This window comes from Geodermatophilus sp. SYSU D00708, assembly GCF_054050115.1.
The window spans coordinates 111,741-124,458 of sequence record NZ_JBJGYS010000010.1; the positions used below are offsets into that span (position 1 = coordinate 111,741).

At 74.7% G+C, this 12,718-nt stretch carries 13 protein-coding genes; 6 read left to right on the plus strand and 7 right to left on the minus strand.

Going from position 1 to position 12,718, the window contains the following annotated elements; all coding sequences use genetic code 11:
• The first annotated feature begins 25 nt into the window (after positions 1 to 25).
• The gene (locus ACI79D_RS10940) at positions 26 to 634 is read left to right on the plus strand and encodes an Rv1733c family protein (RefSeq protein ID WP_456918432.1); all 609 of its coding nucleotides are present in this window, start codon (positions 26 to 28) and stop codon (positions 632 to 634) included.
• A gap of 29 nt (positions 635 to 663) precedes the next feature.
• Here the strand turns inward: ACI79D_RS10940 and ACI79D_RS10945 are convergent, their stop codons facing one another.
• The 5 genes from ACI79D_RS10945 to ACI79D_RS10965 form a co-directional block, all read right to left on the minus strand.
• Positions 664 to 1,167: a DUF6325 family protein gene (locus ACI79D_RS10945; RefSeq protein WP_456918433.1), complete on the minus strand. Its 504-nt coding sequence runs from the start codon at positions 1,165 to 1,167 to the stop codon at positions 664 to 666.
• 93 nt (positions 1,168 to 1,260) lie between these two features.
• The gene (locus ACI79D_RS10950; RefSeq protein ID WP_456918434.1) at positions 1,261 to 1,704 is read right to left on the minus strand and encodes a DUF7144 family membrane protein; all 444 of its coding nucleotides are present in this window, start codon (positions 1,702 to 1,704) and stop codon (positions 1,261 to 1,263) included.
• Between the two features lie 131 nt (positions 1,705 to 1,835).
• Positions 1,836 to 2,282, minus strand: coding sequence for a DUF7144 family membrane protein (locus ACI79D_RS10955; RefSeq protein ID WP_456918435.1), 447 nt, complete (start codon positions 2,280 to 2,282; stop codon positions 1,836 to 1,838).
• Positions 2,283 to 2,463: 181 nt separating this feature from the next.
• Positions 2,464 to 2,835, minus strand: a complete 372-nt coding sequence (locus ACI79D_RS10960) for a hypothetical protein (protein WP_456918436.1) — start codon at positions 2,833 to 2,835, stop codon at positions 2,464 to 2,466.
• Positions 2,836 to 2,931: 96 nt separating this feature from the next.
• On the minus strand, positions 2,932 to 5,508 hold the full coding sequence (locus tag ACI79D_RS10965) for a LuxR C-terminal-related transcriptional regulator (RefSeq protein ID WP_456918437.1): 2,577 nt from the start codon (positions 5,506 to 5,508) through the stop codon (positions 2,932 to 2,934).
• A 471-nt stretch (positions 5,509 to 5,979) separates the two neighbouring features.
• Between ACI79D_RS10965 and ACI79D_RS10970 the strand changes: the two genes are divergently transcribed.
• The 5 genes from ACI79D_RS10970 to ACI79D_RS10990 all read left to right on the plus strand — a co-directional run bounded on the left by ACI79D_RS10970 (position 5,980) and on the right by ACI79D_RS10990 (position 9,669).
• The gene (locus ACI79D_RS10970; RefSeq protein WP_456918438.1) at positions 5,980 to 7,158 is read left to right on the plus strand and encodes a hypothetical protein; all 1,179 of its coding nucleotides are present in this window, start codon (positions 5,980 to 5,982) and stop codon (positions 7,156 to 7,158) included.
• Positions 7,155 to 7,664: an RDD family protein gene (locus tag ACI79D_RS10975; protein ID WP_456918439.1), complete on the plus strand. Its 510-nt coding sequence runs from the start codon at positions 7,155 to 7,157 to the stop codon at positions 7,662 to 7,664. The genes ACI79D_RS10970 and ACI79D_RS10975 overlap by 4 nt, the downstream gene beginning before the upstream one ends.
• A gap of 61 nt (positions 7,665 to 7,725) precedes the next feature.
• Complete coding sequence (locus ACI79D_RS10980; protein ID WP_456918440.1) at positions 7,726 to 8,952, plus strand: AI-2E family transporter; 1,227 nt, start codon at positions 7,726 to 7,728, stop codon at positions 8,950 to 8,952.
• Between the two features lie 20 nt (positions 8,953 to 8,972).
• A complete protein-coding gene (locus ACI79D_RS10985) occupies positions 8,973 to 9,167 on the plus strand; it encodes a hypothetical protein (RefSeq protein WP_456918441.1) in 195 nt (64 codons plus the stop codon).
• 52 nt (positions 9,168 to 9,219) lie between these two features.
• Positions 9,220 to 9,669, plus strand: a complete 450-nt coding sequence (locus tag ACI79D_RS10990) for a TIGR03618 family F420-dependent PPOX class oxidoreductase (RefSeq protein WP_456918442.1) — start codon at positions 9,220 to 9,222, stop codon at positions 9,667 to 9,669.
• Positions 9,670 to 9,675: 6 nt separating this feature from the next.
• On the opposite strand, the gene ACI79D_RS10995 is transcribed toward ACI79D_RS10990, so the two are convergent.
• Positions 9,676 to 10,494, minus strand: coding sequence for a DUF5602 domain-containing protein (locus tag ACI79D_RS10995; protein ID WP_456918443.1), 819 nt, complete (start codon positions 10,492 to 10,494; stop codon positions 9,676 to 9,678).
• Positions 10,495 to 10,939: 445 nt separating this feature from the next.
• Positions 10,940 to 12,469: an APC family permease gene (locus tag ACI79D_RS11000; RefSeq protein ID WP_456918444.1), complete on the minus strand. Its 1,530-nt coding sequence runs from the start codon at positions 12,467 to 12,469 to the stop codon at positions 10,940 to 10,942.
• Positions 12,470 to 12,718 lie beyond the last annotated feature (249 nt).

Sequence of the window (12,718 nt, forward strand, 5' to 3'; positions counted from 1 at the left end):
GACGGCAGGAACGGAGGGCCGTGGCATGAGCACTCCGACGGACGGCGCGCTCCGCCGCTCGCTGCGGTGGTTCACCCTGGGGTCCGGGCCGCTCAAGCGCGGCTCCGACCGTGTGCAGGTGGCCGGCCGGCTCGTCGTCGTCCTCTCCCTGCTGGTCGCTCCTCCGCTGGCCGTGGCGGCCACGGCAGCCACCACGCGCCAGCTCGAGGCGCTGGCCGCGGAGGAGGCGGCCGAGCGGAGCCACGTGGACGCCGTCCTGCTCGAGGACGCGCCGGCGGAGGCCGGCGCCGGCCACGGCGACGAGGAGCGGGTGACCGTGCCGGCCCGTGCCGTCTGGCCGGTCCCGGGCGGGGCGGAGCGCCAGGGGATCGTGCTCGTCCACCCTGGCACGGCCGCCGGGACGACCGTCCCCGTGTGGGTCCACCGCGACGGGCACATCACGCGCGCCCCCCTCGACCGCAACCGCATCGACGGCTCGGCCCTGACGACCGGGGTGGGCCTGTTCCTCGGGATCCCGCTCGTGACGTGGGTCCTCTACGCACTCCTCTGCGCCGCCCTCGACGCCCAGCGGGACCGCCGGTGGGCGCGGGGCTGGGCGGCGGTGGAACCGGAGTGGGTGACCCGGCTGCTCTGAGGCCCCCGGGTCACCCGCCGTCCGGACGGTCAGTCCACCGGCCGGGCCGGCTCCGGCGCCGCGGTGGTGTCCTGCTCCTCGGCCTCGATCTCGTCGAGCGTCGCCGCCAGCTCCTGCAGCGGGATGTGGCCGGACGCCACCAGCTGTCCACCGGACCGGCGCAGCGCGGCGGCGAACGGAGCCGCCCAGACGTTCTCGTACACCAGCACACCCGCGGCGGTGCCGGGGTCCAGTGCGGCCGCGGCCTCGGCGAGGTCGTCCGGGCGGAGGAGACCGGAGTCCGCGCCGTCGAACAGCGCCGCCTCGAGGACCTGCATGCGCTCCAGGTCGACCTGGCTGAGCGTCGTGACGGTGCCGTCCTCGTCCTTGCGGATGAACTCCAGGTCGAGGATGCGGATGACGCCGCGCTCCACGAGGTCGATCAGCAGCGGGAACGCCTCCCCCGTCATGCGTTCGACCGGGAAGGCCACGATCAGGTAGTCGACCGGTCCCATCTGGTCGAGGTCGGAGCCCTGCGCGAGATCAGCGGTCATGTCTCCCCCACGGAACGAGGAACGGTGCTCGGTGCACCCACGGTGCCCGGGGCCGCCGGTCCCCTGCGTCACCCGGCGCGGACGATTGCTCCGTCAGCGGTACGACGGCGACCGGAGCTCGCCACCGTGCACGGTGATGGCGTACACGACCACGGCGTCGACCGCGATGACGACCGCCGAGCCGACCGGGGAGGCCCCCGAGGAGGCGAAGGTGGCGACCGCGCTGAGCAGCGCCAGGACCACGCCCAGGACGCGTGCGACGGCGGCGCCGGCCAGCAGCCCGAGGCCGACGAGGGCGGCGAGGACGCCCAGGGCCACGTGACCCCAGCCCCAGACGGCGGGGTCGGTCACCGGCAGGCGGCCGCCCGCTCCTCCGCCGGCCAGCGCGACGAGCCCCTCGATCACGTGGAAGCCGCCGAGGAGGACGAGCACCACCCCGGCGAAGACGACCCAGCCCGCCCAGCCGTGGGCGGCCGGGCGGGCGGCACCCTCCCCGGGGACGACCGGAGGGGGGTTCGAGGCAGGGTCCTGTCGCATCTGTGGCTCCGGCACGAGGGGACGGGCTCCGGCACGAGGAGACGCCGGGACGGGCGTCGCCACCCGTCGCGGCGGGAACGCGGCGCGGGTGCCGGTCCCCTCGGGGGACCGGCACCCGCGCCTCCAGCGGTTCAGCGGTAGTCGCTCTTGAGCTCGCGCCCGTGGACGATGATCGCGTAGATCACGATGACGTCGAGCGCGATCAGGATGACCGACCACACGGGGTAGGCCGAGATGAACGCCAGGTTCACCAGGGCGCTCAGGAACGCGATCCCGACACCGACGACCCGGGCCGCCATGTTGCCGGCCAGCAGTCCGACCCCGGCCAGGACGCCCACGATGCCGATGATGAGGTGGGCCCATCCCCACGCGCTGTAGTCGACGTTGACCACGAGGCCGCTCTCGCGGACCAGGTAGAAGCCGTCGTCGAACAAGGCGATGAGCCCCTCGATCGCCTGGAACGTCCCCAGCATGATCAGCATGACCCCGCCGAAGACCACCCAGCCCGCCCAGGCGGTGGGTCCCCGTTCGTAGCCCTCGTCGGTCACCGGCGAGCGGCGGTTCGAGGTGTCCGTCATGTGCCTGTCCTCCTTGGTCCGGCCTCGGTTCCGGGCGCCCCGGGAAGGGGGGAACGGGCGGGCGAGGTCCTGGGTAGTGGTGCGTCAGCAGCGTGCGTCCAGGGCGGGCCGCCCGGCATCGTCCGCACCGCATGAACGGCGTCCCGCTGCCGGCGCCCCGGTCGCCCCGACGGCGGACCGCTCACCCGGCCGGGTCGGGCAGCGGGCGGGGCGCCAGGGGCGTGGCGCTGCGGGCCGGCCGCAAGGGGACGACGACGTCTGTGCCGGTCTCCGGCGCGCCCGGCGCCGCGCCCTCGTCGCCGTCGGCCGGCCCGCGGCGACGGCCTCGCGGCGGCTCCGGGCCCCGGCGGATCTCCAGCAGCTCCACGTGCCGCTCGATCAGGCGGTGCACGACGTCGGCGAGGTCGCAGTCGGCGGGGAGGCGGAGTCGTTGGACCGTGTTCCGCGGCACGCTGGTCGGTCGAACGGGCACCCGGAACGTCGCCAGCGCCGCCGGGCTCAGGAGTGTCCCGATCCGCAGCTCGAACCGGTGGCGCGCCGTCTCCATGGCCACCGCTCCCTCCCGGCCGGCCCCGCCGGCCACGTGCCGTGCGACCCGGACGACGATGGGCGACCGGGCCGTCGCCCGCCTCGTCCAGCGGGCATGAGCTCAGAGCAGGCCGCGCTCCCGAGCCCGGCGGACGGCCTGGTTGCGCCTGCTGACGGCGAGCTTGCGCAGGATGCTGCGGATGTGGGTGCGGACGGTGTTCACGGAGATGAACATGGTCGCCGCGATCTCCGCCGTGGACAGCATCTGGGCCAGGTGCTGGAGGACCTCCATCTCCCGGTCGCTGAGGTCCTGGATCACCTGTGACGCCTCGGGACCCGCCGGGCTGCGGTGCCCGTCCGGGCGCGGCTGGGCGGTCGACGACGGGCTCAGCCACGCGGCCGGCTCCTGCAACCGGGGGTGGGTGCGCAGCAGTCGGCGTGCCTGGGGCGGGGTGTCGATGAACGGCCAGCGCAGCAGCTCCGGTCGGGCCAGCTCCAGCGCCGCGCCGAGCTGCTCCGCGGCGGCGGGCACGCTCCCGGCCTCCAGGAGCTGGCACGCACGGACCACGGCGGCCTCCACGGCCGCTGCCGGGCTCGCGGGCGGTCCGGCCTCCGCCGGCGGCGTGGCGGCCGGGTCGCCGGACAGCAACCCGACCGTCGCGCGCAGCCGCCGGCTCCACGGCTCGTCGCCAGTGGAGTCCTGGAGGATCGCCAGACCCTCCTCGACGTGCCCTCGCGCCACCGCGAGCCGGACCACCTCGGAGACCACCTGCTCGGCCACCCACCGGGGCAGCCGCGGCCCGCGCAGGTGCGGGCCCAGGGACTGCTCTGCCGAGTCGTACTCGTGCCGCAGCCGGGACAACTGGCTCTGCAGGACCCCCAGCAGCGCCGGCATCGTCGAGGACGCTGGCGTCCCGCCACCCGCGTTCCGCGTGCGGGCGCGTGCCCGGACCAGCCACTCGCGCGCATCGTTGAGGGCGTAGCGGCGCAGGTGGACCCACGCGAGGGCGATCGCCGCGGCAGGCTCCCGGGCGGCCTCGTCCCAGCCTGCCTCGGTGGCGAGCGCCTCGGCCTCCTCCGCCAGGTGGGCGGCTCGGGTCAGGTGTCCCTCCAGTGCCTCCAGGACACCGAGGTGGGCGACGGCGCGGCTGCGCAGCCGGCGGGATGCCGCCGTCTGGGCGGCGGCCGCCGCGGCCCGCACGCCGGCGAGCAACTGCCCGGTCGGCGCGTCGGTGCCCAGGCAGGCGAGCGCACGCAGGGTGGCCAGCACCGCCGCGCACTCCCGGTGTTCGCGCCGGTCCTCGTCCGGGAGCGCGGCCACCAGGGAGGCCGCGGCGTCGGCCTGGGCCAGCAGGGCGACCGGGTCGGCCGCCGTGTCGGCGTCCGCCGCCAGACAGGTCAACGCGGCCGAGACGCGCAGCGTCGTCCGATGGCCCTCGCTCCGAGCGGTCGCCGCGACGGCGCGGTCGGCCGGCGTGGGCACGTGCCCGCCGGCCAGGGCGGCGGCGCAGCGGATGACGGCTGCCTCGGGGCCCGGGAACCCGGCCGGGAGCGCCTGGATGCCCCGGAGCGCGGGGTCGGACCCGTGGGCCAGCAGCCGCATCACGAGCAGGTCGTCGATGAGCAACCGGGTGACGAACCCCCAGTCCTCCGCGGCGACGGCGTGGCCCACCGCCTCCGGGGACCGGCCCGCCTCGGCGTACCAGGCCGCGCAGGTGCGGTGCAGGCCGGCGACCTCCCCCGGGTGGTCGTAGGCCAGCTGGGCCTGCAGCATCTCGCGGAACAGCGGGTGGATCCGGAACCCCCCGGGTGCCCCGGGTGACTCCTCGACGAAGGCGTTGGCCCGCGCGAGCCCGGCGAGGACCCGCCGGCCGATCGGCCGGCCGCAGAGCCGGTCCACCAGGTCCGGCCAGCACTCCGCGGTGACGCTGACCCGCAGCAAGAACCGTCGGACGCTGGCCGGCTGCCGCTGCAGGACCTCCGCGAACAGGTACTGGGCCACGCTCCCGTCGTCGCGGGACAGCCAGGTCACCAGGTGCTCCGGTGACGCCCCCTGCTTGAGCGGGGCGGCGGCCAGCCGCAGGCCGACCGCCCAGCCCTGCGCCTCGGCGCACAGCGCCTCGGCGACCTCCGGCGACACCGGGACGCCCATCGCGGTGAGCAGGTCCCGGGTCTCCTCCGGGGTGAACGCCAGCTCGTCACCGCGGATCTCGGAGACGGTCCCGGCCAGCCGGTACTGGTGGAGGGGCAGCAGCGGGTCGGCGCGCGAGCACAGCACCAGCCGCAGCCGGCTGCCCCCGTGGCGGACGAGCAGGTCGAGACCGTTGGTGATCGCCCGGTCGGTCACGTGGTCGGCGTCGTCGACCACGAGCACCACCGGCCGGGGCAGCGCGGCCACGTGCGCGGCCAGTTGCGGGACGAACGAGCTCGGCGGCGCCTCCCCGGGGACGAGCGCTGGGAGACCGGTGCACGGGACCCCGGCGGCGGTCATCGCACCCACGACGTAGTTCCAGAAGGTGGCGGGGTCGTCGTCGTAGTCGTCCAGGGTGAGCCAGGCCACGGGCCTGCCGTCGTCCTGGGTCTGCCGCCAGGTGGACGCGAGCACGGTCTTGCCGGAGCCCGCCGGCCCGCTGAGCAGGGTCAGCGGGGATCGCTGCACGGCCCGGGAGAGCTGGCTGAGCAAGCGCGGCCGCAGCACGGTCGCGTGTGCGGGCTGGGGTGGGGCGAGCTTGGACGCGAGCAGCGGGACGCTGTGCTGCGTGGCAGCCGACGCCGCAGTGTGCGGAGCATCTGCGGAAGCCGACGACAGCCTCACCATGGCACGTCCCCTCTGCCCGTCATCCGGACCGTCCCCCGAGCTCGCACCCCTTCCCCGGCGACCCAGCCGGACCTGCGACCGATCCGCGACCCAGCGTCGTCCGGTCGCGCGCAACCAATCAGAGCCGAAGGTCCCAGTGAAACGCCCCGTCTCGAAACGCGGCGCAGACGACCTGCAGCATGCCGCGCCGCACGCGGGGCGGGCTCACCCGTTCGGGATGAGGAGGAACCCGCCGTCCTCGACGGATGCTGGGCGTTCCGACGGCCGGGGAGGCCTCATGATCCCGACAGTGGACGACGGCCTCCGGTGGCCGTGAACCCGGTGGACCCGCCGGTCCGGAACCTCCGGCCGGTGCAGCCGCCCGACCCGCCCGACCCGCCCGACCTGCCCGTTGCGCCGTCGCCCTTCCCCGAGCCGACGCCGGATGCGGCTCCGGGCGGTGACGCGGTACGGGACGCGGTCGACGGTGCCATCGCCGTCCTCGCGGTCGCCGCGGCGCTGCGCCGCCACGTCCTGGACGCGACCGCCTCCGCCGGGCACGTCCTCGTCTCCCGCCTGCCGATGGCCCGCCACCTGCCCGCCCTCGCGCACCCGGCGTCGGCGGCCGGGCGTGCGCTGGCGGGGCTGGCCGACCGCCTCGTCCCCGGTGTGACCCGTGCCGTGCTCGCCCGCCTCGACGTCCCGGCGCTCGTCCGTGAGTACGTGGACCTCGACCGACTGGCGGCGCTGCTGGACGTGGACGCGGTCGTGGCGCGGGCAGACCTGGACGGCGCGGTCGACCGGGTGGACATCGCCCGCGTCCTCGACCGCGTCGACCTCGACGCCGTCGTGGCGCGAGTGGACCTCGACGCGGTCATCGACCGGGTCGACATCGACCGCATCCTCGACCGCGTCGACCTCGACGCCGTCGTGGCCCGGGTGGACCTCGACGCGATCATCGACCGCGTGGACGTCGACGCTGTCGTCGACCGCGCCGACCTGGACGGTGCGGTGGCGCGAGTGGACCTCGACGCGGTCATCGACCGGGTCGACATCGACCGCATCCTCGACCGCGTCGACCTCGACGCCGTCGTGGCGCGAGTGGACCTCGACGCGGTCATCGACCGGGTCGACGTCGACGCCGTCGTCGACCGGGTGGACATCGCCCGCGTCCTCGACCGGGTGGACCTCGACGCCGTCGTCGCCCGGGTGGACCTCGACGCCGCGGTGGACCGGGTCGACATCGCCCGCGTCCTCGACCGCGTGGACGTGGACGCCGTCGTCGACCGCGCCGACGTCGACCGGGTCATCGCCCGCACGGACATCGCCGGCCTGGCCCGCTACGTCGTCGCGGTGATCGACCTGCCCGGTCTGCTGCGCGCCTCGAGCGACTCGCTCACGTCCGACATGGTGCGCACCGTGCGCGTCCAGGGCGCGGACGCCGACCGGGCGGTGGAACGGGTCGTCGACCGGCTGCTGCACCGGCACGGCCGCCGCGCGGGCACGGCGGACCGGACGACCGATCCCGACGGGCCGGGGGCGGAGCGGTGACCACGGCCGAGGAGCGGTCCGCTCCCGGCTCCGGCCGTCCCTGGCACGACGCCTCTCCGCCGGTCGCCGTCCCAGCGGCCCGCGCCGGCATCCGCGGGGCCCGCGCCGGCCTGGTCACGCGGTCACTGGCCAACGTCGTCGACCTGGTCGTCGTGGCGCTGCTGGTGGCCGGCGGGTACGCGGGCGTCGCGGCGGGGCGCTTTCTGCTGAGCCCGACCACCTTCGCGTTCCCGGTGCTGCCGGCGACCACGCTGCTCCTGCTCGGCCTGTGCGTGCAGGCGGCCTACTTCGCCGTCACCTGGGCCGAGGTCGGGCGCACGTACGGCGACCGGCTCCTGGGCCTGCGGGTGACCGACGGCCGGGGCGCCCGGCTGAGCTGGGGCCGTTCCGCGGTGCGGGCGGTGCTCTGCACGCTCTTCCCGGTCGGCCTGCTGTGGGTGCTGGTGAGCCGGGAGAACCGCTCGGTGCAGGACCTGCTGCTGCGCACCTCGGTCCGCTACGACTGACCGGCCGGATCACCCTCCCGAGGGGACGCCGGGGCCGGCGACCGCGGCCACGGTGGGCGGCATGCCGGAGACCGAGGTCCGACGGACCCTGCCGTTGTGGCTCACCGTCGTCCTGGGGATCGGCGGCGCGGCCGCCGCGCTCTGGGGCATCTCCACCTACTCGGGGCTGCTCGCCCCCGTCCTCCTGGCGTTGGTGCTGACCGTCACCGTCCACCCGATGGTGGGCGCGCTGGTCCGGCGGGGCGTGCGGCGGGGGTTCGCGGTCGCGGCAGCCGTGGTGCTCGTGGACGGCGGGCTGATCGCGTTCGCCGTCGCCCTGGTCGTCTCGGTGGGCCAGCTCGCGACCGTCCTGCCGCAGTACTCCGACCAGTGGCAGCAGATGGTGGACGACGTCCGCGGCGCGCTGACCGCAGCCGGCATCGGCCGGGACCAGGTGGAGCAGATCGTGGGCTCACTGGACCTGTCCGGGATCGTCTCCGCGATCGGTGGGCTGCTGGCCGGTGTGGCGGGCGCGGTCGGCGCGCTGGTGCTCGTGCTCGCGACGGTGCTGTTCATGACGGCCGACGCCAACGGGATGCCTGAGCGGCTGGCCGCGGTGCCCGGCACCTGGCGGATGCGCGCCGCCCTCGGCGACTTCGCCCGCAACACCCGGCGCTACCTGGTGGTGACCACCGTCTTCGGCTTCGCCGTCGCCGTCGTGGACACGATCGCGCTGGTCCTGCTCGGGGTCCCGCTGGCCATGCTGTGGGGCCTGCTGTCGTTCCTGACCAACTACGTCCCCAACATCGGGTTCTTCCTGGGCCTGGCGCCGCCCACCCTGCTGGCTCTCCTCGACGGCGGCCCGCGGACGGCCCTGCTCGTCGTGGTCGTCTACTGCGCGGCGAACTTCGTGCTGCAGTCGGTGATCCAGCCGGTCGTCGTGGGCGACACCGTCGGCCTGTCGGTGACGCTGACCTTCGTGTCCGTCCTCGTCTGGACGGTGGTGCTCGGGCCCACCGGCGCCATCCTGGCGATCCCCCTGACCCTCCTCCTGGTCGCCGTGCTGGTGGGTCAGGACCCCGACCGGCGCTGGGCGCAGATCCTGCTCGCGGGGGCGTCGGGCGCAGGCTCCCCCGAGAGGCCGGCGGGGTCCGGCCGGGGCCGCCGGCGGTCCGCCGCCCGCGCGCCGGCCCCCGAGCCGCGGTCACCCGCGGCGGACGACGACGGGGCCCTCGTCGACGGGCCAGTCTCGGGCGGGGCAGGGACGCAGGCCGACGTCCCGCCCGCACCCGGTGCACGCCAGCCGTGACCAGCGGTGGGAGGCCCGCCATGACGACCCTTGCTCCCCCATCGGACCGCTTCGCCGTCCTGGACGGGCTCATCGTCCGCGCCCTCGCCGACCTGCGGCTGGCGCGGCGGGCCTGCGCGAGGTCGAACAGCCGGGAGGACCTCGCGCGCCGGGAACGCGCCGAGGCCGACCTCAACGCACTGCTCGAGTACCGCTCGGCCGCGCTGCACCGGTGACGCCGCGGCGCGGGCCCGACCGCCGGGACCGGACCGGTGCCAGGGTCCGGGCATGACCACCCTCGACGACGTCTCCGCCCTCGCCGCGCAGGAGTCCCACCTCGCGGTCGTGTCCACCGTGCGCGCCGACTCCACCGTGCAGGCCTCGGTGGTGAACGCCGGGGTGCTCCCCCATCCGGCGACCGGCGCGCCGGTCCTGGGCTTCGTCACCTACGGGCCGGTGAAGCTGGCCAACCTGCGCGCCCGGCCCCAGGTCACCCTCACCGTCCGGCACGGCTGGCAGTGGGCGACGGTCGAGGGCCGCGCGCAGCTGGCCGGGCCCGACGACCTCCAGCCGTGGCTGACCGACCCCGACCGGCTGCGCCTGCTGCTGCGCGAGGTCTTCACCGCCGCCGGGGGCCGGCACGACGACTGGGCCGGGTACGACCGCGTCATGGTCGAGCAGCGGCGCACCGCCGTCCTCGTCGAGCCGGTGCGGGTCTACAGCAACCGCGAGGGCTGAACCGGGCTACGACGCCGTGCGCGACGTCAGGCTTGTGAGCGAGACGACGTAGTCGTCGGTCTCCTCGTCCACGGAGATGCTGTAGCTGGTCGGGTAGTAGGCGGTCTCCTGGTAGGCCTCGGGCAGCTTGAGCGGCGCCTCGAGGTCGGGCCCGGTCAACAGCCAGTCGCGGGTGATCATCGGCTCCACGAACGTGTACCGGCCGTCCCAGACCCCGTTGATGATGATCTGGGTGAAGTCGTACTGGCCGGGGACGAGGCTGGTGTCGGTGGAATCGACCAGGTGCACGCCCATGCCCGGGACGGCCTGCAGGGCGGCGGGCCCGGCCGGCGGGAGGACGTAGTCCTGCGGCACGTACTGCGGCTCGGGGAAGTGCTCGGCCTTGGCCGCGTACTGCGGGTCGGTCGGGGTGATGGCCTCGATCGTCGCCATGTCGACCATGTTGAAGTGGTAGTCGAAGTGCGGCCGGCCGAACAGCACGAACGGCTCGTGTCCCTGCGGGTTCCAGTTGAGCATCACGTGGTCGAACGCGGTGTCCGCCGCCTCGTCGGGGAAGTCGACCATCAGCGTGACGCCCTGTTCGGGGAGCCCCTCCAGCGCAGTGGGCGTCATGCGGACACCCACCTCGGTCGGTGCGCCGTCATCCAGCACGACGTAGGTCGCGACGCTGCCGTCCCCCAGCTCCTGGGAGGGGCTGGAGAAGGTGCCGTCGTCGGACAGCGTGCTGGACTGCGCGGGCTGGACAGCGCAGCTGGTGAGCGAGGTCAGACCGACACAGGCGGCCGCGGTGAGCGCGGTCCCGTGGAGGGCGCGGTGAGCAGCCATGGCCCTCACCTTCCTGGGAGTGTCTCGGACGGGTGGACCGCCGCACCTGGTCGCCCGACCAGGCGGGCGGGGCGTCACCCCGACCGCGCGGGTGGTCCTCCTCCCCCGGCGGAGAGCCGGGCACGGTCGGCCGCGGCAGGGCAGGCAGGTGGCCGAGGGATCGGTCATCGCCGCCCCGTCCCGGAACGGCTCGGTCCACCGGTCCGGTGGAGGGACTGGCGGCTTCTGCGCCACAGCTGCACGGGGGTGGGGTGTCGGCTCGACCGGAGCCGTCCGCGACGAACGCTGGACGCCTGTCCGCCCCGGGTCAACACGCCCGTGCACGGCCGGGCCGCAACGGGACGACACGCTGTTCGCCGTCCGTCTCCGCGCACCGCCGATGACCCCGGGTGCACGGCCGGCCGCGGGGTCCCGGGGCCACCGGCGGACCGCCCGCCCCCGACCCTCACTCGTCGAACACGAGCGCCGGGGTGTCGTGGCGCAGGGTCTGCCCCCGGAAGAACTCCGGGTGCCGGGCGCGCCACAGCAGCATGAGCACCGCCCCGGCGAGCAGCAGGCCCACCCCGATGACGAACACGCTGCCCAGCCCGAACACCGACGAGCCGCTGCCGTAGGCCGGGTCGAGGGTGTCGACGGCGGTCTGCACGAACACCGCCGCCAGCGCCAGCCCGCCCAGCAGCGGGAGGACCCCCTTGAACACCAGGTCGCGGCCGCTGCGGAGCAGGTCCCGGCGGAAGTACCAGACGCAGGCGAAGGCGGTGAGCCCGTAGTAGAAGCAGATCATCAGGCCGAGTGCGTAGATCGTGTCGATGAGGACGTTCTCGCTGATCAGCGTCATCCCCACGTAGAAGACCGCCGTCCCGGCGCCGGCGACCAGCGTGGCGGCCGACGGGGTGAGGAACCGGGGGTGCACCTCGGCCAGCCGCCGGGGCAGCGCGCCGTAGGTGGCCATGGCCAGCATGGTGCGGGTCGGCGGCAGGAACGTCGTCTGGAGCGAGGACGCCGAGCTCGCGACGACGGCGAGGAACAGCAGGAAGGCCAGCCCCGGGCCCATGACCGGCCCGGCCAGCGCGGCGAAGACGTTGTCGCTGGTGTCCGGGTTGCCCAGACCCGTGCCCTCGGTCCCGACGCCGGCGTACACCTGCACCACGATCGCCACGCCGAGGTAGGTGACGATGATGACCAGCATCGTCAGCAGCGCCGCGCGACCCGGCGTCCGGGCGCTGCCGGCGGTCTCCTCGTTGACCGTCAGGCAGGTGTCCCAGCCCCAGTAGATGAACAGCGACAGCGACAGGCCGGCGGTGAAGGCGCTGAACGAGGTGATCGCCGTGGGGTCCAGCCAGGAGAGCTCGAAGGGCGTGTGGCCGGGCGCGTCGCCGGCCTTGACCACGGCGAGGACGGCGAACAGCGCCAGGACGGCCATCTGGAAGCCGACCAGCACGTACTGCAGCCGCTTGGTGACCTCGACGCCGCGGTAGGTGATCCAGGTGGCCAGCGCAACGAAGGCCACGCAGGTGACCACGTTGACCAGCTTGTCGTCGCCCAGCGACGCGACGGACTCCGAGCCGGTGATCTCGCCGAGCAGCAGGTAGAAGAACGAGACCGCGACGCCGGCGAGGTTGGACAGCACGATGATCGTGGCCAGCAGGGCACCCCAGCCGCACAGCCAGCCGACGTAGGGGTTGAACGCCTTGGTCGTCCAGGTGAAGGACGTGCCGCAGTCCGGCGCCTCCCGGTTGAGCTCCCGGTAGGCGTAGGCCACCAGCAGCATCGGCAGGAAGCCGGCGAGGAACACCGCCGGCATCTGCAGCCCGACCTCGGCCACCGTCGGCCCCAGCGTCGCGGTGAGCGCGTAGACCGGCGCGATGCTGGACACGCCCAGGACGACGCTGGCCAGCAGGCCCACCGAGTTCTTGGACAGGCCCTTGGCCCGGAGGTCGGCGTGGCCGGTCGCCGGCCGCTGGTCCACCGTCATGCGGTCCTCCTCGTCGGCGCCGCCCGCGCGGCGCGCCCAGCCCCGGCCGTGTGCCCGGGCTCACACCGGGAGCCAGCCACGTGGCGGGCCGGTCCGGTAGAGGCCGTCGTGTACACCCGACGACGAGGGGCACGACAGACCGGCACGATATCGCGAACGGATCCCGGTGTGCAGACTGTGCCCGACGACTGTTTCAGGTGTGTTCCGGCGACACGGCTTCTGTTTCCGTTGACCGTCCACGCCCCCGGT